Source organism: Shewanella sp. 492 (assembly GCF_059338445.1).
The window spans coordinates 2,194,413-2,218,019 of the sequence record NZ_CM181702.1; the positions used below are offsets into that span (position 1 = coordinate 2,194,413).

19 protein-coding genes and 3 tRNA genes are annotated in these 23,607 nt (G+C 44.8%); 5 read left to right on the plus strand and 17 right to left on the minus strand.

Annotated elements, in window-relative coordinates:
- Positions 1-41: 41 nt before the first annotated feature.
- Positions 42-752: a DnaA inactivator Hda gene (gene hda, locus AC5YBX_RS09890; protein WP_494518993.1), complete on the minus strand. Its 711-nt coding sequence runs from the start codon at positions 750-752 to the stop codon at positions 42-44.
- Positions 753-819: 67 nt separating this feature from the next.
- Positions 820-1,920 carry a DUF2066 domain-containing protein gene (locus AC5YBX_RS09895; protein WP_494518992.1) on the minus strand — a complete coding sequence of 367 codons (1,101 nt, stop codon included), beginning with the start codon at positions 1,918-1,920 and terminating at the stop codon, positions 820-822.
- Positions 1,921-2,114: 194 nt separating this feature from the next.
- Here AC5YBX_RS09895 and AC5YBX_RS09900 point away from each other — a divergent pair, with 194 nt between their 5' ends.
- A complete protein-coding gene (locus tag AC5YBX_RS09900; protein ID WP_494518991.1) occupies positions 2,115-3,344 on the plus strand; it encodes a uracil-xanthine permease family protein in 1,230 nt (409 codons plus the stop codon).
- A gap of 101 nt (positions 3,345-3,445) precedes the next feature.
- Here AC5YBX_RS09900 and AC5YBX_RS09905 read toward each other — a convergent pair whose 3' ends face one another.
- Complete coding sequence (locus AC5YBX_RS09905; protein WP_494518990.1) at positions 3,446-3,796, minus strand: Grx4 family monothiol glutaredoxin; 351 nt, start codon at positions 3,794-3,796, stop codon at positions 3,446-3,448.
- Between the two features lie 228 nt (positions 3,797-4,024).
- Between AC5YBX_RS09905 and sodB the strand changes: the two genes are divergently transcribed.
- The 4 genes from sodB (at position 4,025) to AC5YBX_RS09925 (ending at position 9,630) form a co-directional block, all read left to right on the plus strand.
- Positions 4,025-4,609 carry a superoxide dismutase [Fe] gene (sodB, locus tag AC5YBX_RS09910; protein WP_494518989.1) on the plus strand — a complete coding sequence of 195 codons (585 nt, stop codon included), beginning with the start codon at positions 4,025-4,027 and terminating at the stop codon, positions 4,607-4,609.
- A 233-nt stretch (positions 4,610-4,842) separates the two neighbouring features.
- The gene (locus AC5YBX_RS09915) at positions 4,843-6,777 is read left to right on the plus strand and encodes a PrkA family serine protein kinase (protein WP_494518988.1); all 1,935 of its coding nucleotides are present in this window, start codon (positions 4,843-4,845) and stop codon (positions 6,775-6,777) included.
- A gap of 48 nt (positions 6,778-6,825) precedes the next feature.
- Positions 6,826-8,094, plus strand: coding sequence for a YeaH/YhbH family protein (locus tag AC5YBX_RS09920; RefSeq protein ID WP_494518987.1), 1,269 nt, complete (start codon positions 6,826-6,828; stop codon positions 8,092-8,094).
- Between the two features lie 9 nt (positions 8,095-8,103).
- Positions 8,104-9,630 carry a SpoVR family protein gene (locus AC5YBX_RS09925; RefSeq protein WP_494518986.1) on the plus strand — a complete coding sequence of 509 codons (1,527 nt, stop codon included), beginning with the start codon at positions 8,104-8,106 and terminating at the stop codon, positions 9,628-9,630.
- Between the two features lie 72 nt (positions 9,631-9,702).
- Here AC5YBX_RS09925 and rplY read toward each other — a convergent pair whose 3' ends face one another.
- From rplY to AC5YBX_RS09995, 14 genes are all read right to left on the minus strand, one after another.
- Positions 9,703-9,990: a 50S ribosomal protein L25 gene (rplY, locus tag AC5YBX_RS09930; protein ID WP_110458937.1), complete on the minus strand. Its 288-nt coding sequence runs from the start codon at positions 9,988-9,990 to the stop codon at positions 9,703-9,705.
- A gap of 127 nt (positions 9,991-10,117) precedes the next feature.
- Positions 10,118-10,672, minus strand: coding sequence for a peptidoglycan L,D-endopeptidase MepK (mepK, locus tag AC5YBX_RS09935; protein WP_494523588.1), 555 nt, complete (start codon positions 10,670-10,672; stop codon positions 10,118-10,120).
- A gap of 90 nt (positions 10,673-10,762) precedes the next feature.
- Positions 10,763-12,283 carry a L,D-transpeptidase family protein gene (locus tag AC5YBX_RS09940; RefSeq protein WP_494518984.1) on the minus strand — a complete coding sequence of 507 codons (1,521 nt, stop codon included), beginning with the start codon at positions 12,281-12,283 and terminating at the stop codon, positions 10,763-10,765.
- Between the two features lie 374 nt (positions 12,284-12,657).
- Positions 12,658-12,743, minus strand: a tRNA-Leu gene (locus tag AC5YBX_RS09945).
- 39 nt (positions 12,744-12,782) lie between these two features.
- Positions 12,783-12,856, minus strand: a tRNA-Cys gene (locus AC5YBX_RS09950).
- A 30-nt stretch (positions 12,857-12,886) separates the two neighbouring features.
- A tRNA-Gly gene (locus AC5YBX_RS09955) sits at positions 12,887-12,962 on the minus strand.
- Between the two features lie 204 nt (positions 12,963-13,166).
- Positions 13,167-13,724: a CDP-diacylglycerol--glycerol-3-phosphate 3-phosphatidyltransferase gene (gene pgsA, locus AC5YBX_RS09960; RefSeq protein ID WP_494518983.1), complete on the minus strand. Its 558-nt coding sequence runs from the start codon at positions 13,722-13,724 to the stop codon at positions 13,167-13,169.
- A gap of 47 nt (positions 13,725-13,771) precedes the next feature.
- Positions 13,772-15,604: an excinuclease ABC subunit UvrC gene (gene uvrC, locus AC5YBX_RS09965; RefSeq protein WP_494523589.1), complete on the minus strand. Its 1,833-nt coding sequence runs from the start codon at positions 15,602-15,604 to the stop codon at positions 13,772-13,774.
- Positions 15,605-15,635: 31 nt separating this feature from the next.
- Positions 15,636-16,280 carry a UvrY/SirA/GacA family response regulator transcription factor gene (uvrY, locus tag AC5YBX_RS09970; protein ID WP_110458933.1) on the minus strand — a complete coding sequence of 215 codons (645 nt, stop codon included), beginning with the start codon at positions 16,278-16,280 and terminating at the stop codon, positions 15,636-15,638.
- 348 nt (positions 16,281-16,628) lie between these two features.
- Positions 16,629-17,807 carry a 2-methylaconitate cis-trans isomerase PrpF gene (gene prpF, locus AC5YBX_RS09975; RefSeq protein ID WP_494521617.1) on the minus strand — a complete coding sequence of 393 codons (1,179 nt, stop codon included), beginning with the start codon at positions 17,805-17,807 and terminating at the stop codon, positions 16,629-16,631.
- A 60-nt stretch (positions 17,808-17,867) separates the two neighbouring features.
- Complete coding sequence (gene acnD, locus AC5YBX_RS09980; protein WP_494523590.1) at positions 17,868-20,459, minus strand: Fe/S-dependent 2-methylisocitrate dehydratase AcnD; 2,592 nt, start codon at positions 20,457-20,459, stop codon at positions 17,868-17,870.
- Positions 20,460-20,663: 204 nt separating this feature from the next.
- Positions 20,664-21,788, minus strand: coding sequence for a bifunctional 2-methylcitrate synthase/citrate synthase (gene prpC, locus AC5YBX_RS09985; RefSeq protein WP_494523591.1), 1,125 nt, complete (start codon positions 21,786-21,788; stop codon positions 20,664-20,666).
- Positions 21,789-21,908: 120 nt separating this feature from the next.
- Positions 21,909-22,787 (minus strand): methylisocitrate lyase, encoded by an 879-nt coding sequence (gene prpB / locus AC5YBX_RS09990; protein WP_494523592.1) that lies wholly within the window; start codon positions 22,785-22,787, stop codon positions 21,909-21,911.
- Positions 22,788-22,810: 23 nt separating this feature from the next.
- On the minus strand, positions 22,811-23,467 hold the full coding sequence (locus tag AC5YBX_RS09995; protein ID WP_494523593.1) for a GntR family transcriptional regulator: 657 nt from the start codon (positions 23,465-23,467) through the stop codon (positions 22,811-22,813).
- Positions 23,468-23,607 lie beyond the last annotated feature (140 nt).

A 23,607-nucleotide genomic window follows, 5' to 3' on the forward strand; every position in this document is an offset into this window, starting at 1 on the left:
TATAACAACCATATAGAGCCTAGTGACGGTAGGCGTATGGCTTACAACCTCAGCATCTCTTTGACGAAGGGGATGGTCAATTTACGTTGGTGGACTAGTGACGCTTTATCTAATTTATCAAGTACATCAAATAAGGTACGTAAATCACGGGCTAGGCGATTCAGCAAAAAACGACCAACATCCTCCGGTAACTGAAGACCTCGCATCGCAGCCCTACGTTGTAATGCCGCAAGCTTTTCATCATCGGCCATAGGTTGAACTTGATAAGTTAACCCCCACTGCATTCTAGAGATTAAATCGGGTAACACAAAGCCACTTTCAACTGCAGAGCCGCTGGCACTGACCACCAATTTACAATTTCTCTGCTCCGCGACGCGGTTATACAGATCAAATAGACTCTCTTCCCATAAAGGGTGACCGGCGATGGCATCGATATCATCAATACAGACGAGATCTACCTGCTCTAGGCCTTCGAGCAATTCAGTTGAGATACTGGCATGGATACCCAGTGGCAAGTAGAAACTGTTGCGATTAAGTTCATTAGCGCGCGCACAAGTCGCATGCATTAAATGGGTACGACCCGATTTAACCGGCCCCCATAGATAAACGGCTTTATCCGCACTGCCATCGGCACAGTCTTGTAAACTTTGAATTAATTGATCGTTACCGGCTGCAGGATAATAACTATTAAACGTTTCATCATCAGGCAGATAAACGGGTAACGACAACTGTAATGGTGAATGGGATGCCACTAATTAAATCTCGATAACATTTGTTCGGTAAAAGAAGGGTTCCAAACATAATGGAGCCCAGCTTACATTAATGACCAAGCCAAATATAGTTAATGGTCTCACTCTGTGATGGTGCTAACGGATCAACACCGCCTATTGGCGTAGGCATTAACACAGACTGCGGTTTAATTCTCGATTCCAAACTGAGTAGGCGCTTAAGATCCTCTTCAGAACCAAATAACTGTAAAGTAAACTGAGCTGATCGCCCCTGTAATCGTGTTAACGTTACTTGTTTAACCGCACTGAGTTGGCTAAGGTAGTTTTCAATATCAACCAGTTGTTTACGCTCTGTGATGTCGATAAAGCTTAACTGAGTGCTGAGCGCCACTCCACTATCTGCCACCGCATACTGACTAACGTAGTATTCGCTTATCGTTAAAAACATCTGATTAAGTGCACTATCCACATCGGCGACCACACCGGTATCTTGCACCAATGGATTAAACAAAGCCTCGCTTGAGGTTCTTGGATACAACACCATCGAATAATGTAATTGATTGTCGACATTTAGCTCAATTGAAGCCGTAACAAAGTAATCGGTATTGTAACGGGCCGAGGCGTGAGCTATAGCATCGACAAAGAAGCCACGTACATCACTTACGTTAACATTCATGGCATCATCAAGGTCCATCATAGGCAACAAAACTGGTAACCCACGAGCCTGGGCTAACTCATCGATATACGCTCGACTCTCAGAGGTTGATGAATCATTCAAAATTATGCGTTGACCATCTTGCTGAAAACTTAACCAAATAAGCGTTAGCGGACGCTGGGTGCCCCATACTGGCAGCCTAGCATCACGAAGAAGTTGGATGATTTTTTGATGATCGAAAGTGGCACGTAAATATTGCTGTCCGTCGGTTTCTTGATAACCAAATTGACGGATAAGCGCGGTAGGATTGTTAAGCGCAGATACGATACTTGGCACAGTTAAGGCACTTTGCCTACCTGAGTTTTTGAGTATCACATTCTGTAATGCTTGCGCCAATGCCGCATTTTTCGTTTTTGTTGTTCGATCTGCAACTTTGACAATACTCATATCAAGTTCAGTCACTTCAGCAGCGGCAACGGTGTGCGCAACCAATAAAATAACCGCAGAAAACAAACCATAAGTAAGACGCTTAAACATCTGTATCAATACTTTAACTAAATACAATGGCTGCAGTGTAACACAGTTTGTCGTCACCTGACCTGCCTGTATCAGGCTTCTTAAGTATTTTTATTATATTTTTTAATCGAGCACAAAAGAATGTGAATCAAGATAATGCAAAATAAATAGTTAACCGTTAGAATTGTCCGGTTTACCTAAAAAAGAGAGAAAAAATGAATCGTTTAGCAATTCCATTACAAGGTGCGCAAATGTTATTTGTCGCCTTTGGTGCACTGGTATTAATGCCGCTATTGACTGGCCTTGATACCAATGTTGCCTTATTTACCGCAGGGATGGGTACTCTGTTGTTTCAACTGATCACCCAGCGTCAAATCCCTATTTTCCTCGCCTCCTCTTTCGCGTTTATTGCCCCTATCCTATATGGCGTACAAACTTGGGGGATCCCATCCACCATGGGCGGGCTCATGGCTGCAGGTTGTGTCTATTTGATTTTAGCGAGTGTGGTTAAAGTTCGTGGTGACGGGTTTATTAAACGGTTATTGCCGCCTGTTGTCGTTGGGCCTGTGATTATTGTCATTGGCTTAGGGTTGGCGCCCGTGGCCGTCAACATGGCTTTAGGTAAAAGCGGTGATGGCAGTATGGTGTTGATTGATGGCAGCTCCGCATTGATAATTTCTATCGCATCATTGTTATCTACCATCGCAGTGGCCATATTTGCCAAAGGCGTTGCCAAATTGATGCCGATTTTAGCCGGGATCATTGTGGGCTATAGCATCAGTTTAGCCATGGGTATTGTTGATTTCACTCCCGTACATAACGCCAGTTGGTTTGCGATTCCAAGCTTTGTTGCCCCTGAGTTTAACTGGCACGCCATCGCCTTTATGATCCCTGTAGCCATAGCGCCCGCAGTTGAACATATCGGTGATATTTTAGCAATTTCAAACGTGACCGGTAAAGATTACATGAAAAAGCCAGGCCTACATCGCACGCTAAGCGGTGACGGCATTGCCACCATTGCAGCATCGGCACTTGGCGGGCCTCCAAATACGACATATTCAGAAGTCACTGGAGCGGTAACGCTCACCAAAAGTTTTGATCCACGCATCATGACATGGACAGCCATCACAGCAATAACCTTAGCTTTTGTGGGTAAACTCGGTGCATTGATGCAAACCATCCCTATTCCTGTGATGGGCGGCATCATGTGTTTACTGTTTGGTTCTATTGCGGCGGTTGGGCTTAACTCGCTCATCAAAAATCAGGTCGACATGGGTGAGCCAAGAAACCTGTGTATCGTCGGCGTTACCTTAGTGTTCGGTATCGGTGGCATGGCCTTTGGTATCGGGTCATTCAGCCTAACAGGAATTAGCCTATGTGGTATTGTTGCCATTACCATGAACTTATTACTTCCGGCAACTAAGCCAGCAGCGCACGGCGAATAATTCATCTCAAGCTTAAGTTAATAAAAAAGCCCTTCAATTGAAGGGCTTTTTTATTAACTGCATGCCTAATTCGCGGCACTTCGACTTGTCATGACAAATGACTAAGCATCAGCATCTTGTACTGGATATTTTGCAGCAGTTTCATTGATCAAGGTTTGTAGCTCACCCTTTTGATACATTTCAGTCAAAATATCACAGCCACCGATAAGCTCACCTTCTACCCATAACTGCGGGAATGTAGGCCAGTTAGCGTACTTCGGCAGTTCTGAGCGAATATCTGGATGCTGTAAAATATCAACATAGGCAAATTGTGCACCACAATTAATCATAAGCTGCGCTACTTGAGATGAAAATCCACAGCTTGGTAACTTTGGTGAACCTTTCATATAAACGATGATTGGGTTTTCAGCAATCTGCTGTTTAATTTTTTCTACAGTTTCATTTGTTTGCATCTTCTTTCCTAAATATTGCAGCAAAGCTACTTAAACAATTTTGCCTATTGTACGTCAGTATGGCGAAGAACAAAAACCTACTTTTATCATGGTTATCAAATAGAATAATTTACCGATTGAATTAATCGACAAAATCAGCCAAACAATGATTCACATCACAATTTTATCAGGTAGAATGGCGACAGTGAGCAAACAGAAAAGACAATTGACTGTCAATGGAGAAAAAACATGGCTTTTGAATTACCAGCACTTCCTTATGCAAAAGACGCATTAGAGCCCCATATTTCCCAAGAAACGATTGAATACCATTATGGTAAGCATCACAATACATATGTTGTGAAGTTAAACGGCCTGATTGAAGGTACAGAGCTTGCCGAGAAAAGCCTAGAAGAGATCATCAAGACCTCTACTGGTGGTATTTTCAATAATGCGGCTCAAGTTTGGAACCATACCTTTTATTGGAACTGCCTGTCGCCAAATGGCGGTGGTGCTGCGACTGGCGATATCGCCGCTGCAATTGATGCAGCCTTCGGTTCTTTCGATGCGTTCAAAGCTCAGTTTACTGATTCAGCAGTGAACAACTTCGGTAGTGCGTGGACTTGGTTAGTTAAAAAAGCAGATGGCTCTTTAGCCATCGTCAACACGAGTAATGCTGCCACCCCATTAACAGAAGATGGTGTAACACCACTACTGACTGTTGATGTATGGGAACACGCTTACTATATTGATTACCGCAATGTTCGCCCTGATTACCTTGCTCATTTCTGGGAACTTGTTAATTGGGAATTTGTTAACAGTAACTTTGCTGGCTAACAAATCGCCTACTGATTAAAGGGAGCCTTAATGGCTCCTTTTTTGTTTTTAATCTAAGGCTTTTGAGTCAAATCGCCACTCGCCACATATGCAACAATTGCATTTGCAATTTTTGTTATTGTTTTCATTATACTTTTTTGTTAGCCAACTCACATTTCCCGTCTATCATTAGGAGTAGGTAACTAAAACTTCAGTTACCGCTTCAGATTGATAGTTGTTTCAGGGGGTGGAAAATGGGTATATTCGAGCATTACCAACAACGCTATGAAAAAAAGTTAGATGAAGAGTATTCACTACAAGAATTTTTAGCCATTTGCAAAGAAGACCGCATCGCATATGCATCGGCAGCCGAACGTCTGTTGATTGCAATCGGTGATCCTGAGGTTATCGACACCTCAAAAGATTCGGTGTTAAGCCGAATCTTTTCCAATCGTTTAATCTCAAGATACCCAGCTTTTAAAGATTTTTATGGCATGGAGGAAGCAATAGAACAGATAGTGGCCTATCTGAAACATTCTGCTCAAGGATTGGAAGAATCAAAGCAGATCCTCTATCTCTTAGGACCTGTCGGTGGTGGTAAATCATCCCTAGCTGAAAAACTCAAGTCACTTATGCAGCATGTTCCTATTTATGTACTCAGTGCCAATGGGGTTCGTAGCCCAGTAAATGACCATCCATTTTGTTTATTCAACCCTGATGAAGATGCTGAACTTCTCAAGAGTGAATATGCGATTCCTGGACGCTACCTCAAAACCATCATGTCCCCTTGGGCAGTCAAGCGGTTGCATGAATTTGGTGGTGATATTTCTCAATTCAAAGTTGTAAAAGTCTACCCTAATATCTTAGATCAATTAGCCATTGCCAAAACAGAGCCTGGCGATGAAAACAATCAAGATATCTCCTCACTCGTAGGTAAAGTCGATATTCGTCAACTGGAACATTTTGCCCAACATGATGCCGATGCTTACTCCTATTCGGGAGCACTGTGTCGTGCCAATCAAGGGTTAATGGAGTTTGTAGAGATGTTTAAAGCGCCTATAAAGGTACTACATCCACTACTTACCGCCACTCAAGAAGGTAACTACAACGGCACTGAAGGCCTTTCAGCCCTGCCCTTCAACGGCATCATTTTGGCCCACTCAAACGAATCTGAATGGACCACCTTTAGAAATAATAAAACCAACGAAGCGTTTTTAGATCGTGTCTATATTGTCAAGGTCCCCTACTGTTTACGTGTGTCTGAAGAGATCCAAATCTATAAAAAACTGTTATTCAACTCTGAATTATCACAAGCACCTTGTGCCCCTTATACCTTAGAATTATTGGCCCAATTTAGTGTGTTGTCTCGTATTAAAACGCCTGACAATTCATCGGTATACTCGAAGATGCGAGTCTATGATGGTGAAAGCTTAAAAGACACAGATCCCAAGGCTAAATCCTATCAAGAATATCGTGATTACGCTGGTGTCGACGAGGGAATGCAAGGATTGTCGACCCGATTTGCCTTTAAAATTCTCTCCAAGGTATTTAACTTCGATCATAGTGAAATTGCCGCTAACCCAGTGCACCTTTTTTATGTGCTCGAGCGACAAATCGAACAAGAACAATTTCCTAATGACACAGCCGAACGATATTTAGAATTTTTAAAAGGTTACTTAACCCCCAAGTATGTTGAGTTTATTGGTAAGGAAATTCAAACGGCCTATTTAGAATCCTATTCAGAATATGGCCAAAACATTTTCGACCGTTATGTCACCTACGCTGACTTTTGGATTCAGGATCAGGAGTATAGAGATCCCGAAACTGGCCAACTATTTGACCGTGCCGCCCTAAATGCGGAGCTTGAAAAGATAGAAAAACCAGCAGGAATAAGTAATCCCAAAGATTTTCGCAATGAGATTGTTAACTTTGTATTACGGGCTAGAGCCAACAATGAAGGTTCAAACCCACTATGGACCAGCTACGAAAAGCTGCGCACCGTCATTGAAAAGAAAATGTTCTCCAATACTGAAGATCTGTTACCCGTTATCTCATTTAATGCCAAAACCTCGACCGACGATCAGCGTAAACATGATGATTTTGTCAATCGAATGATGGAGAAAGGCTATACCAAGAAACAAGTAAGACTGTTATCAGAATGGTATCTACGCGTGCGTAAATCATCTTGATAATATTAGATGGGGAGTACTCTCCCCACGAGTCTTTTGGAGGTGCGCATGGCTAACTTTATAGACAGACGTTTGAATGCTAAAGGAAAAAGCACAGTCAATCGCCAACGCTTTATCAACCGATATAAACAACAAATAAAAAAAGCCGTCAGTGATGCGGTGACTAGGCGCAGTGTTACCGATGTCGACAAAGGCGAAAAAATTGGTATTCCGACTCGAGATATTAGCGAGCCCACTTTTCAGCAAGGTCGCGGCGGCGTCAAGGAACGTGTACATCCTGGTAATGATCAATTTGCACGAGGAGATAAAATTGAGCGGCCACCCAAAGGACAGGGGCAAGGTAGCGGACAAGGCGATGCATCTGACACTGGTGAAGGCCAAGATGACTTTGTCTTTCAAATATCTAAAGATGAGTATTTAGAGTTGTTGTTTGAAGATCTAGAACTCCCCAACTTACAAAATAATCGTCTTAATAAACTGGTTGAATACCAAACGTATCGTGCAGGATTCACCAATGATGGTGTACCCGCCAATATCAATATTGTGCGTTCATTGCGCTCCTCGTTAGCGCGGCGCATTGCCATGGCATCATCGAAAAAGGCCCTGTTAAGCGAGCTACGAGCAGAGTTGGAAGACTTGGAGCAAACACCGGGATCTGAAGCTGAAAAGATCATGAACTTACAACAGCAGATAGCCGAGTTAGAAGGAAAAATTGCCAGAGTACCATTTATCGATACCTTCGATTTACGTTACAACAACTATGCTAAACGTGAAGTCCCCTCCAGCCAGGCGGTGATGTTTTGTTTGATGGACGTTTCAGGTTCGATGGATCAAGCAACCAAAGATATGGCAAAACGTTTCTATATTTTGCTCTACCTATTCCTCACTCGGACCTATAAAAACCTCGAAGTTGTCTATATTCGTCACCACACACAAGCTAAAGAAGTCGACGAACATGAGTTTTTCTATTCACAAGAAACTGGTGGCACCATAGTATCGAGTGCACTTAAATTAATGCATGAGATTCAACAACAACGTTATCCAGAAAATGAATGGAACATTTACGCAGCTCAAGCATCAGATGGTGATAATTGGGCTGATGACTCGCCAGCCTGCCGCCAAATTTTAGAAAAAAAATTACTCCCCGTAGTGCGCTATTTTAGCTATATCGAGATAACCAATCGCGCCCATCAAACCTTATGGCGTGAGTATGAAGGACTTCAAGCTACTCACGATAATATTGCAGTTCAACACATTAAACGAGCAGAAGATATTTACCCTGTATTTAGAGAACTGTTTAAGAAACACGCTGTTTAAGGGGGCCTTATGGGTTTAACTAACGCGAAAAGATTAGATGATGGTCCAGATTGGACGTTTGACTTATTGCAATCTTATCTAACCGAAATAGAGAGAGTCGCGGCTCACTATCGCCTCGATACCTATCCTAACCAAATTGAAGTGATCACTGCAGAGCAGATGATGGACGCCTATGCGGGTATCGGTATGCCTATCGGCTACACTCACTGGTCCTTTGGCAAAAAGTTTATCGAAACTGAACAGGGCTATAAACGCGGTCAAATGGGACTGGCCTACGAAATTGTCATCAATTCAGATCCTTGTATTGCTTACCTAATGGAAGAGAACACCATCACCATGCAAGCCTTAGTGATGGCCCACGCCAATTTTGGCCACAATAGTTTCTTTAAAGGTAACTACTTATTTAAAACTTGGACCGATGCCAGCTCGATCATCGATTACTTAGTATTTGCAAAAAACTATATTCGTGAATGTGAAGAGCGTTATGGCACCGAACAAGTAGAACTGATCATCGACTCTTGCCATGCATTAATGAACTATGGGGTCGACCGCTATAAAAGGCCCAGTGAAATATCTTTAAAAGAGGAGAAAGTGCGCCAACAGGAGCGCGAAGAATACCTCCAAAGCCAAGTAAATGACTTATGGCGCACACTACCATTAATGCCCATCACTGAAAAGACACAGTCAATTACAAGTTTTCCTGCCGAGCCGCAAGAAAATATTCTCTATTTTATTGAAAAAAATGCACCACTATTGGAATCATGGCAGCGAGAAATTGTGCGTATTGTCAGAAAAATGAGCCAGTATTTTTATCCACAGAAACAAACTCAAGTCATGAATGAAGGCTGGGCGACCTTTTGGCATTACACCATTTTGAATCACCTCTATGACGATGGCTTAGTCAGCGACCGCTTTATGATAGAGTTTTTAAAAAATCACACTAACGTTATCGCACAGCCCAGTTACAACAGCCCTTATTACAGCGGTATTAACCCTTATGCATTGGGTTTTAATATGTTTGTTGATATACGGCGTATTTGTGAGTCTCCCACTGAAGAGGACAAACGTTGGTTTCCGGAGATAGCGGGGAGTAACTGGTTAGATACCTTGCACTTTGCCATGGAAAATTTTAAAGATGAAAGTTTTATTAGCCAGTATCTATCACCCAATATTATTCGCCAATTTAAGTTGTTTAGCATTCTTGATAATGACCAAAAAAACTACCTGAATGTCTCTGCCATTCATGACGATCAAGGTTATCAAGACATCCGCCAAATGTTGTCACAGCAATACAACCTATCCAATATTGAACCCAATATTCAAGTGCAAAACGTAGCGATAACGGGTGACCGTTCGTTGATATTAAGATACATCCCCATCAATCGTATCCCCTTAGATGATAGCTGCAAAGAAGTCGTTAAACACCTGCACCGTTTATGGGGATTTGCCGTCACATTGGAAGAGTTGAATGAACAAGGAGAGACAAAAATCATCGCAACATGTCCAGACAAGCAATCAGAACTGGATAATATGTAGTAGTAGATGGCTTATTCATTTTTAGCCAATAAAAAAGCGCCATAAAGGCGCTTTTTCTATTTCAATTCCGCATTAAGCGAAAGTGAAATCCACGTGCTCGATAAGAGGCTTAAATGCGTGGCGTTGCATAGCTTGAACACGAACTTTAACTTCTTTACCATCTAAAACGATAGTGATATCTGAAGTATAGAAATCAGCATTCGCTTGAATGTTGATAATATCTTTGTGTTCGAATTCAATAGAAACAGGTTCTTTACCCGCACCATAGATAACAGCAGGAACTTTACCAGCATGACGTAGGCGGCGGCTCGAACCTTTCCCTATTTCAGTACGGGCTTGTGCGGTAATTGCGTAAGACATAATTTACTCACTTAATATAATAAAGTTTTAGGTGACCATCGTTTTCGACCAACGATGACCTCATTTAAAGCGAGCGAATACTAGCATACACATGGCTTAGGTACAAACACTTGTTAAGCTCTTGGCATTACCAAGTTCTTACCGGCCCAGTATCTACGTGTACAAAGCCAGAATTAGGGTAAAAACCCACTCCCCCCAACTTTAAAGAGACCGCCGCATCACGCAAATCTTTTAAATTAACATCGGGAATCGCAATATCCATTGCCATCCCTTTCATATGGTAGCTTTTCTTTGCAACCCCATTACTCTTTTGCGCTAGCATGTGATTCGTCTTCGGTGACCGATAACCAGAAATCACATGATATTCATGTTGATCATCAATATTTAACGTCTGTTTGAGTAAATAAAGTAGATCGAATAATCGCTTATCCATTGGAGCCACTTCATTTTGCCTATGATCTCGTAAAATATGATTAAAATCTATAAGGGTATTATCCTGATAACTCCCATCAATCCAATAGCTTCCTTGCCCCTTTTCCCCTGTATGTCTGTTATAAAAGCTCAAGCTACGTACACCTTTGGTTGACCGACTCGCTTTCACTTTAGGAGACAACATCGAAAATATTGCTACACCACCTAGGCCTAACAACAACTGCCTACGTGAAGGACACACTATTGACATTAATACCACCGTTCATTATTCACACAAAAACAGCGCATAAATTAAACGGTATTAAAGGTAAGATCAAGCTAATGTTTTGACTGTAGCCCTTTATTCATCAAGGGTTGAGTGGGTGTAAGCCTGTAAATCAGAAATAATATTTTGATTTTTCTTATATATATCATCCCTAAACTGGGCAATATTGTGTTCATCGAGCCAAGATGTCCAATAAACCAGATGTACTGGTAATTTATCATCGAAGGCAAACCACTGGGTTTTTGTACGCTCTATTTGCATGTCGACCCAAGTCTGTTTATCACGCACAAGATTCGATGCTATCCAGTTAGCCAATTGCTCGACTTTTTCAACGCGAATACAGCCTGAAGATAACGCCCTATCGCTTCGTGCAAAAAGCGCTTTATCTTTGGTATCATGCAGGTAAACACTATATTGATTTGGAAAATACAACTTATATCGACCTAAGGTGTTATTAACCCCGGGCTTCTGCACTAACCGATATGGAAAATGGCCTCTAGCAAGATCACTCCACTCCTCATTACTTTTTACCACTCGTTCTTCAGAATAGTTAAACACTTCAAAGTTATGCTGACTAATAAAACCACCATCTTGGCGCACTTTAGGCAGTAGGTCGTATTTAAGTAAGCGTCTTGGTACGCGCCAGCTCGGATTAATGACTAAGTTGCTGATCTCTCCCTGTATAACGGGGGTTGGTCGAAATGGCTTTCCGACAATAACTTTCGACTGTAACACGGTGCGATCATCATCGACCAATACCAAATCGTAAGCCGGAATATTGATCAATAAATAACGTTTACCTATCTTGCTCATGTATTTAGCGCGATTTACAAAATTGATTGCCAGCAGTTTTGCACGCTGAGTAGGAGATACGTTGAGCCAGCGAAGTGTCGCCGGTCCAATAATAGCATCAGGCTTAAGTCCATGACGCTGCTGAAAGGTTAATATTGCACGACGTAATTTCTCATCGTAAACATCGGTAAATTTATAAGCCTCAACGCCCTCTACAGCACTTGGTGTTGGTGGCGTATTTAACAGACCACGGTATTCAGAACCCACCCTATCTGTCTGACTATCTTGATAATCATTACCTGCGCTCTGGTCATTATTGTCTTGCTCGTCATAGTCACCTAACCATTTTAGCCGCTGGATAATATTACTAACATAAGGATGACTATCTCCAGGCTTTAACCAGCCATTAATTTCGATCCGTGGCCAAGGTTGCACTTTGGCCAACCATGCAAGATAACGAATACGATTATTAATAGGTAAAAAGCCATCAATATTAGGTTCAAGCGCCAACACGCCAGTATAGGGATCGTCATCGTTGATTAAATGTGGCGCGATCACGCTAATGTTGTGATACTGCCAGAATTGCGCAATAGAGGATTTGATCTGATTAAAATCATCATTAGATAAAGGTTTATTTGCCGTTAACATCCGTTCGTATCGCAAAAAACGTTCGCTAGATTCAATTAGAGATATTAGCTGTACTTGCTGTAATAGCGCAGTGGTGGCGGCTTCCATTCTTGGTACTGCAGCGACTGTAGACATCACCCACAACAACACTATAAGCGTAACTATACTTCGCATCATAATCCCTCCTTGAGTAATTATGGCGTAAATACGCAACAGCAAAGAGGTGCCTAAAGACAGATTTTGAATAAGTTAGCCGTTTATCCAAACTAAATAGCTAAATAACGAAACACTGAAGTACGCTTCAGCTACTGTGTTCCTACATGCCTTGTAGCTACCAATATCAATATTTTGCTCTAAGTTGTACCGTACGTTTTTGATGTTGTAACACTTTATAGTGTAGAGCCGATGCTAGAGCTCATTTAACGACAGTGGCCATAATGACCTCCCAAACCGACGACAACAAACTGGCAATGAAAAATCTGGGATATACAGATAAACAGCAGATACAAAAAAGCCCCAACAACTGTTGAGGCTTTTTTGTCATCTTAAGATGGTACCCGTGGCCAGACTTGAACTGGCACGCTTATTCAGCGAGGGATTTTAAATCCCTTGTGTCTACCGATTCCACCACACGGGCAATGTGTGCGTTTTATCGCTGTTGCGCTAAAACTTAAAGTGGAGGCGCGACCCGGAGTCGAACCGAGATCGACGGATTTGCAATCCGCAGCATAGCCATTCTGCCATCGCGCCAAATTCAATGTCCAACTTACCATTGTAAATTGGAGCGACATATCGGGTTCGAACCGATGACCTATACCTTGGCAAGGTATCGCTCTACCAACTGAGCTAATGTCGCATCACTCTTTGCTACATTGATTTTCAAACTTAATTCAAATCTTGTTTAACTTAAGGTTAATCAACAATGTTGCGTTGTTATCTTGGTTAAGCTTAAGTTGCTTCCCCTTGACTTCGGAATCGAATTCTACCGATTTTAGTTCCAGTGTCAACGCACTATTTTACAATTTAACGCCGTTTGCACACTAAGTGATCGCATTGTATTCTAATTGTTCGATTCGTCAGTTAAATCACCCCATGCTGCCATAATATAGCTAACCATGGACCAAAATGTCAGAATCGCCGCGACATAAAACAGCGCAATGGCGGTATAAGTCAAAAAGTCATTCGGACGCCAGATCAAACCAACAATCGCCACCATCTGGGCCGCGGTTTTGTACTTACCAATCCAGGACACGGCAACCGAGCCCCGCTTACCAATTTCGGCCATCCATTCTCGCAGCGCAGAAATCACAATTTCACGACCGATCATAAATAGTGCAGGCAAGGTTAGCCAAATATGGTCATATTCAGCCACCAGCATCACTAACGCTGTGGTCACCATGATCTTATCGGCAACGGGATCGAGAAAAGCACCAAAGCGGGTCGACTGTTGCAATTTTCTGGCGGCGTAACCATCCAGAGCATCTGTGACGGCTGCTAACCAGAACACAAAAGCGGCTGCAAAAGGCGACCAGCTATAAGGAACATAAAAAAGAACTACAAAAACAGGCAGTAAAACTAGCCTGAATAGCGTAAGCGCTATCGGTACATTAAACGGCATGACGAAACCAATTATCTAAAAGCAGCGCCAATCTTGCCTTAATTTTGTTACCCTCGCAATGCATCATGTATTGTTTGTGCCATTTCTAAGCTAATACCTGGGACTTTTGCCAATTCAGCGACACTTGCGCCTTTAACTTGCTGAAGTCCCCCTAAATATTGTAACAAGGCCTTACGCCGTTTTGGCCCCACTCCAGTAATGGACTCGAGTGTTGAGGTGTTACGTGTTTTTTGGCGTTTGTTTCTGTGACCTGTAATTGCAAACCTATGTGATTCATCACGAATATGCTGGATCAAATGCAGTGCTCCCGAGTCAGCCGGCAAGTGAAACGTAACCTCATTTTCACCATAAATAAGGGTTTCTAAACCAGGCTTACGCCCTTCCCCTTTTGCTATGCCGATTAATGTCGGGGCAATATCTAAATGGGCAAATTTCTCATCGACAACCTGCTGTGCGATTCTGAGCTGCCCAATACCACCATCAATAAATAAAATATCAGGAATTTTGCCATTAACATCAATTTTATCGAACCGTCGACTAATTGCTTGCTTCATTGCCGCATAATCATCACCAGGGGTGATCCCCTTGATATTATAGCGGCGATACTCTGACTTATTGGGCCCTTCACGATTAAACACCACACAAGAGGCGACCGTGCTCTCTCCCATAGTATGGCTAATATCGAAGCACTCCATACGGCGGATCGGAGTCGATAGCTCTAATGCCTCTTCGAGTAACAGGAATCGCTGCTCGATAGTATTTTGCTGTGATAATCGCGTTTCAACGGCATTTTTTGCGTTGGTATCGGCAATGCGCAAGAAACTAGCTCGTTCGCTACGTACCTTAGTCTTAATGACCACATTTTTTTTAAGTGCCTTTTCAATCGCTTGTTCCAACTCATGGATATCATCAAAGTCATGGCTAACGATGATCTCTTTTGGCAACGTACGTTGGCTGTCGAAATTAAGATAAAACTGCAGCATAAAGGCGCGCAGCACCTCATCGAGTTCGGTCTTATCCGGTACGGCGGGATAGTAACTGCGGCTCCCAAAAATTTTACCGCCGCGAATAAACAATAAATGAAAACAAGCAACGCCAGAGGCAAAGTACACCCCAATAACGTCCATATCACCGCTGCCGCCCGACACCTCTTGTTGCTCGACAACCCGGCGCAGTGCACTTATCTGATCGCGAAAACGCGCAGCAGCCTCATAATTAAGTGCTTGTGCCGCTTGTTCCATCTTGCCTACCAGCGTTCCCATTACCTGCTGATCTCGCCCGCGTAAAAATAGCGTGGCGAGTTTAACCTGCTCTTGGTACTCCTCATCGGAGACTTTACCGACACAAGGGGCGCTGCAACGGCCAATTTGATACTGCAAACAGGGGCGGGACCGCGCCTTATAGTAGATATCGTCACATTGACGGATAGGAAATAATTTTTGCATCAAATGTAAGCTTTCTCTAACGGCGCCGCCATTAGGGTATGGGCCAAAGTATTGGCCCCTCTCACGTTGAGGTCCACGATGGTAGGCTAAACGAGGATGCTGATGCTGACTGAGCAAAATATAGGGGTAAGATTTATCATCTCGCAGCAGCACATTGTATTTTGGCATGTACTGCTTGATGTAATCATTTTCAAGAATCAGCGCATCGGTTTCGCTGTGGGTCAGCGTAACGTCAATATCATGAATATGCGAAACTAAGGCTTCGGTTTTAACATTGTTTAAATTTTTACGAAAATAGGAGCTAAGTCGTTTCTTAAGATCTTTAGCCTTGCCCACATAAATAACGGTCCCCTGGGCATCATACATACGATATACACCAGGGGATGAGGAGACGCTTTTGAGAAAGCGGGACGAATCAAATGTAGAGATAGTCATACCTAAATGCTTGTTGGGGCTATTGAAACAGTTAAAACTGGCCTGTATCCAACATCTTATAACGAATGGCTAAGCGGGTCAGTTCAACATCGCCATTGATCCCCAACTTATCAAACAGACGATAACGGTAGCTGTTAACGGTTTTAGGGCTTAAATTAAGTTGCTCAGAGATATCACTAACCTTCTCACCATTGGTGATCATCATCATGATCTGCAGTTCGCGCTCAGATAAACTTTTAAACGGGTTATCGTCCGTTTGATTAAATTGACTCAATGCCATCTGCTGCGCAATTTCGGGCGATAGATAACGCTGTCCGTGGGCCACTTGACGAATCGCTTGGATCACCTCAGGCGGCGTAGCGCCTTTGGTTAAGTAGCCAGAAGCCCCAGCTTGCATCACTTTGGTAGGAAACGGATCTTCGGTATGAATCGTTAGCACAATAATTTTGGCATGGGATTGATAGCGTAAGATCTTACGGGTCGCTTCGAGTCCGCCAATCCCCGGCATGTTCATGTCCATCAAGATCACATCGGCTTCGTTATTACGGCTCCACTGTACTGCAGACTCGCCATCTCCAGCTTCACCTACAACCTTAATCCCACGCTCATCTTCAAGAATACGTCGAATGCCCGTTCTTACCAGTTCATGATCATCAACCAAATATACAGATATCAACTTAAAATCTACCTTGATAGCTAACACTAAACCGACATTGGTTTATATACGATAACACCATGTAATTTATCCCAATTCACGTTAATAAGAAAGAATAAAGTGAACTCATCTAAGCCAATGAATTATAAGTAATCTATTTCAGTTATTTACCATTCAAAAAATTAGCAAACCGCCAGTTACAAGCTAACGGTTTACTAACTAAAACACTACATCGAACCAGACTCATAACGACACTATCAGTGCCTGTACAAGCCTATTGCTACGCAAGTGAATCGCTTAAGCCACACCATGACAATTAATATGCTCGCACACTCCATTTCAAAGTATGGTCTGCATAATGAGGCTGTGTTACTCGATGGTATCGGTCGGAATATACACCCAACCTTGCATTAATACCCGGGCACTACGGCTCATACTCACTTTTTCCACCTGCCACTCACCCGCTTGTTGCGTGGCACTCGCGCCCACTTTTAACGTGCCTGAGGGATGCCCAAAACGCACACTGGTGCGCGCCTGAGCACCCGCTGCCAAATTGACTAAAGTACCAGGGATCGCCGCAGCGGTGCCAATGGCCACAGCAGCTGTGCCCATCATAGCATGGTGTAATTTGCCCATAGACAAGGCGCGAACGAGCAGATCCACATCATTTATCGTCACCGTTTTACCACTTGATACGCTATGGGGTTTTGGCGGCGCGACAAAGGCAATTTTAGGCGTGTGCTGACGAATCTTAGCCTCATCAATCGATTGAATAAGCCCCATTTTAAGGGCGCCATATGCCCGAATTAATTCAAATTTAGCCAAAGTCGCAGCATCACCATTAATCGCCTCTTGCAACTCGGTGCCATCGTAACCCAGCTCCTGTGCATTTAAGAAAATAGTAGGAATCCCGGCATTAATGAGGGTCACGGCAAAATGCCCGATGCCCGGCACATCAAGCTCATCGACCACATTACCCGTGGGCAACATGGCGCCCGCTTTATCGGCGGGATCGACAAACTCAACTAACACCTCAGCAGCTGGAAAAGTCACGCCGTCGAGTTCAAAATCGCCCAACTCAAGTACTTCACCATCGAGCATAGGCACATGCGCAATAATGGTTTTATGGATATTGGCCTGCCAAATACGCACCACAGCAATGCCATTTGCAGGAACTTTTGCGGGGTCAACTAAACCTTGGGAGATCGCAAAAGCCCCTACCGCCGCCGTTAAGTTACCGCAATTACCGCTCCAATCGATAAAGGGTTTATCGATTGCCACTTGGCCAAAAAGATAGTCAACGTCATGATCCGGTTGACCGCTTTTAGCCAAAATCACGGTTTTACTGGTACTCGAAGTGGCTCCACCCATCCCATCGGTATGTTTACCATAAGGATCTGGACTGCCGATCACCCGCAATAATAGCGCATCGCGCGCCGCGCCAGGCACTTGCGCCGCAACAGGCAGATCGTTTAAGGCAAAAAACACCCCTTTACTGGTGCCGCCACGCATATAGGTCGCGGCAATTTTCATCTGTTTCATGGACATTCCTGTAGTCGCGTTAGCGACGACATCAAACGCTAGTATGTCATCGCCAACTGACGTCATTTAGGCCTTTTTAGCCTCGAGAAAATCTTGAGCAAAACGCTGTAATACGCCACCGGCTTGATAAACCAACACCTCATCGGCAGTGTCTAATCGACATGTCACAGACACCTCGATGCGCTCGCCATTTTGACGATGAATCACTAAGGTCAACTGGGCTCTGGGGGTCGGCTCACCGACAACATCGAAGGTTTCACTGCCATCAATACCATAGGTTTTACGGCTCTCGCCGGGCTTGAATTCGAGCGGTAATACGCCCATACCCACGAGGTTAGTACGGTGGATCCGCTCAAAACCTTCGGCCACAATCGCTTCAACGCCAGCCAGTCGAACACCTTTGGCGGCCCAGTCTCGTGATGAACCTTGACCATAATCGCCGCCCGCCACAATAATCAAGGGCTGCTTGCGCTCCATGTAGGTTTCAATCGCTTCCCACATACGCGTCACTTTGCCCTCGGGTTCGATACGAGTCAGTGAGCCTTGCTGTACTTCACCGTTGACCACGGCCATCTCATTGATGAGTTTGGGATTAGCAAACGTGGCTCGCTGGGCTGTAAGGTGATCGCCGCGGTGGGTGGCGTAGGAGTTAAAGTCAACTTCTGGTAACCCCATTTTGGTTAAGTACTCCCCGGCGGCACTGCTGGCTAAAATGGCGTTGGATGGCGATAGATGATCGGTTGTGATGTTGTCGCCCAGCACTGCCAGTGGACGCATACCTTTGAGGCTACGCTCCCCTGCTAACGCTCCTTCCCAGTATGGAGGACGACGAATATAGGTGCTTTGCGCACGCCAATCATACAGTGGGCTAACTTGCTCACCATAATCCACGGCAATATCAAACATTGGCGTATAGATCTCTCTAAACTGCTCGGGTTTGACGCTGGCTTTCACAATGGCATCGATCTCTTCATCAGTTGGCCAGATATCTTTAAGGCACACGGGCTCACCCGATTTATCGACACCGAGGATATCTTGTTCAATATCGAATCGAATTGTGCCTGCAATCGCATATGCCACCACCAGCGGCGGCGAAGCCAAAAAGGCCTGCTTAGCATAGGGGTGGATGCGGCCATCGAAGTTACGGTTGCCCGACAATACCGCGGTGGCATATAAGTCTCTGTCGATCACTTCTTGCTCAATAACTGGGTCTAATGCCCCGCTCATGCCATTACAAGTGGTGCAGGCAAAGCCGACGATGCCAAAACCCAATTGCTCAAGTTCTGGCAATAAGTTGGCATCTTTAAGATAAAGCTCAGCCACTTTTGAGCCAGGTGCAAAGGAGGATTTCACCCAAGGTTTGCGTGTTAAGCCCAATTCATTGGCTTTTTTCGCTAATAACCCTGCCGCAATTACGTTACGTGGATTACTGGTGTTGGTACAACTGGTGATGGCGGCAATGATCACCGCGCCATCAGGCATCAAGCCTGCTTCATTTTCGACGGTACCTGCGATCCCTTTTGCGGCAAGGTCACTGGTTGCCACGCGCCGATGCGGGTTTGATGGCCCGGCGATATTTCGCACCACACTGGAGAGATCGAAGCTCAGCACACGTTCATACTCGGCGCCTTGCATACCATCGGCCCAAAGTCCCGTGTGCTTGGCGTAATTTTCGACCAGCTTCACTTGCTCACTATCACGGCCGGTGATCGTCAGATAGTCGATGGTCTGCTCATCGATATAAAACATGCCGGCAGAGGCGCCAAATTCTGGCGTCATGTTAGAGATGGTCGCGCGATCGCCTAAGGTCAAATTGGCCGCGCCTGCACCGAAGAACTCTAAATAGGCGGAAACCACCTTTTGCTCACGTAAAAACTCGGTTAATGCCAGTACTATATCGGTTGCGGTAATGCCACTTTGGCGCTTACCGGTTAACTCGACACCAATAATATCGGGTAAACGCATATAAGATGGACGGCCAAGCATCACATTTTCAGCTTCCAGTCCTCCCACACCGATGGCGATAACCCCTAGTGCATCGACGTGTGGAGTGTGACTGTCGGTGCCCACTAAGGTGTCAGGAAAGACAACCCCGTCGCGCGTTTGGATAACCGGCGACATTTTTTCTAGGTTGATTTGATGCATGATGCCGTTACCGGGCTGAATGACATCCACGTTTTTAAAGGCTTTTTTGGTCCAGTTTATAAAGTGAAATCTGTCTTCATTCCGGCGATCTTCAATGGCGCGGTTTTTGGCAAATGCATCTTTATCGAAACCGGCATGCTCGACGGCAAGCGAATGGTCGACAATTAATTGTGTCGGTACCACAGGGTTGACCTCGGCAGGATCGCCACCTTTTTCGGCGATGGCATCGCGAAGCCCTGCCAAATCGACCAGTGCGGTTTGCCCCAGAATGTCGTGACACACGACCCGAGCAGGATACCAAGGAAAATCAAGATCGCGTTTGCGCTCAATAAGTTGAGATAGCGCATCGTTAAGCATGGCAGGATCACATCGCCTCACCAAGTTTTCGGCAAGCACTTTAGCGGTATACGGCAGTTTATCGTAGGCGCCAGGGCTTAACGCCTCGATAGCACTACGAGTGTCAAAATAGTCAAACGATGTTCCGGGAAAGGGTTTACGGTGTGTTGTATTCATAACGTCATCCACAGATTTTACGTGCACGCCATGTCGATACTCACCTTGATGGCCCACAATGACATAGGTTAAGGCGATGTCGTCTATTGGCATACAGCGCAGCATAACGACCGAAATACTGCGCTAAAAATGAAGTAGCAAGCGGCGATAAGCCAAGCTCACAGAGCCACTTATCGCCATAATGTTTAACCTTAATTGCTTAGATTATCGCTCGCCGATAGGCACTACTTTACGCGGCTCGGCACCGACATAGTCGGCGCTTGGGCGAATAATGCGATTATTAGCGCGCTGCTCCATCACGTGCGCCGCCCAGCCAGTTAAGCGTGAACAGACAAATATTGGGGTGAATAACTTGGTCGGGATCCCCATAAAGTGATACGCCGATGCATGGAAAAAATCGGCATTACAAAATAGCTTCTTGGTGTCCCACATAAACTCTTCACATGCCACCGAAATGTCGTACAGCGAAGTATCGCCAAACTCATGGGCTAACTTTTCAGACCACGCTTTGATGATCACGTTGCGAGGATCAGAAGTGCGATAAATCGCATGGCCAAACCCCATGATTTTCTCTTTGCGCTCTAGCATGCCAGCCATCTGAATTTTCGCATCTTCTGGTGAGCTAAATTGTTGGATCATCTCCATCGCCGCTTCATTAGCTCCGCCATGCAGTGGACCGCGCAGCGAGCCGATAGCGCCAGTAATACAGGAGAACATGTCAGACAAGGTTGAGGCACAAACGCGGGCGGTAAAGGTCGATGCATTAAACTCATGCTCTGCATACAAAATCAGCGATACATCCATCACGCGGCGATGCTGATCCGATGGTGCCTTACCATTAAGCAGCTTAAGAAAATGGCCCGCGAGTGAGTCTTCATCGGTTGTACAATCAATATCGACGCCATCATGGCTGTAGCGATACCAGTAACACATAATCGCAGGAAACGCCGCCAGTAAACGATTGGCTGCATTATATTGCTGGGTAAAATCGACTTCTGGTTCAAGATTGCCCAAAAATGAGCACCCCGTGCGCATCACATCCATCGGGTGGGCGTCACGAGGAATTCGCTGCAATACCTCTTTTAGCGCCTGCGGAAGATCACGCAGTGACATTAGCTCATTTTTATAACCATCGAGCTGTGCGGCAGTGGGCAGTTCGCCATTAAATAGCAGGTAAGCCACCTCTTCAAACGTGGCATTCTCAGCCAGATCCGCCACATCATAACCACAGTAGGTCAAGCCAGAGCCAGATTTTCCCACTGTACATAACGCTGTTTCACCAGCACTTTGGCCACGCAGACCTGCACCACTTAACTTTTTATCAACCATAATGTGTTCCTTTTGGAATCTAAATTATTTATTCGCCAAGCAGCACGCTTGGCGCGTAGGGTTTTATACTGTCCTTCATTGAGCCGCGACTCAGCGATGAGCCGGGCAGCTCAAGCCACACTATTTATTTTTGCCTTCGGCAAATAAGCTATCTAATTTTTGTTCATAATCGTGATAACCCAGATAATCATAAAGCGCCATACGCGTTTGCATCGTATCGAGTACCGCCTTTTGATCGCCGTCGCGTAAAATCGCGGTGTAGACATTTTCTGCCGCTTTGTTCATCGCTCTAAAGGCACTTAACGGGTAGAGCACCATGTCCACGCCCCACTCACCAAGCTGGGCTTTGTTCCATAATTCGGTTTGACCAAATTCGGTAATGTTCGCTAATAATGGCGCCTCTATGGCACTGGCAAAGGCGCGGTAATGAGCTTCGGTTTGCACCGCTTCGGCAAAAATACCGTCGGCGCCAGCGGCAATATAGGCCCTAGCACGTTCAATCGCCGCCTCTAACCCTTCTTGAGCAAACGCATCGGTGCGAGCCATGATAAAAAAGTCGGGATCGGTGCGCGCATCGACTGCTGCCTTAATGCGGTCAACCATCTCTTCGGTCGACACAATCTCTTTGTTGGGGCGATGACCGCAGCGCTTTTGCGCCACTTGATCTTCCATATGTACCGCTGCAGCGCCGGCCTTTTCCATATCGCGAATCGTTTTGGCAATATTAAATGCCCCGCCCCAACCAGTATCGATATCCACCAGTAAGGGCAATGAGCAAGCTGAGGTGATGCGCTGCACATCCACCAGTACATCATTAAGCGATGTCATGCCTAGATCGGGCAAACCATAAGAGGCGTTAGCCACGCCACCACCAGAGAGGTAAATGGCTTGATGGCCAATTTGCTCTGCCATCATCGCGGAATAGGCGTTTATCGTGCCTACAATTTGCAGTGGCTTATTATTTGCCAGTGCCTCACGGAACTTCTTTCCTGCGCTCATGCTTAATTCCTCTTATGTTTACTCTATGCAAGCTTGTTTTGAATATTGTTTTTTGAATACATGATGTGACGCCGCATTAATATCTCGGCCAGCTCTTCATCGCGGTTAGCGATTGCCTTAACAATATGCTTATGTTCATCAAATGCCGTTGTGACTCGCGGCCCCGCCATGCCCAGTTGTACTCGATACATGCGCACCAGATGATAGATGCCATCAAACAGCATAGAGATAAGGTGTTTATTCTTACTGCCCAAGATAATGCGATAGTGAAAGTCCACATCACCCGCTTCTTGGTAATAAGACTCCCCCTCTTTCACATCTTTAAAATGGCTTTGCAGCAAGGTTTCAAGTTCACCAATTTCAGCGTCAGTCATATGCTTAGCCGCCAACCGCGCCGCCATTCCTTCGAGTGACTCTCTAATCTGATACAATTCAGATAATCCCGCAGCGGTTAACGCCACCACTCTCGCACCCACGTTTGCCTTACGCTCGACAATATGGCTCGACTCCAAACGATTTATCGCCTCACGGATCACCGCGCGGCTGACGCCGTAGGTTGTCGACAATTCAGTTTCACTCAGCTTAGCGCCCGCAGCGATCACCCCTTCGACAATATCTTGCCTTAATTGATAAAAGGTTTTATCTGCCGAGGTAACGGGTGGTAGGGGTTGAAATGTCATCTCTAAGGTTAGCCTGCTGAATTATCACGTTGTCGACAATATAGTCTCGAAGGATTAAGTATTCAACCCAAAGTGGCTATATTGTCGACAAAAACGTTAATAGTTAGACTAAAGTTGTAATTAAATCGTGACAAAAAAGA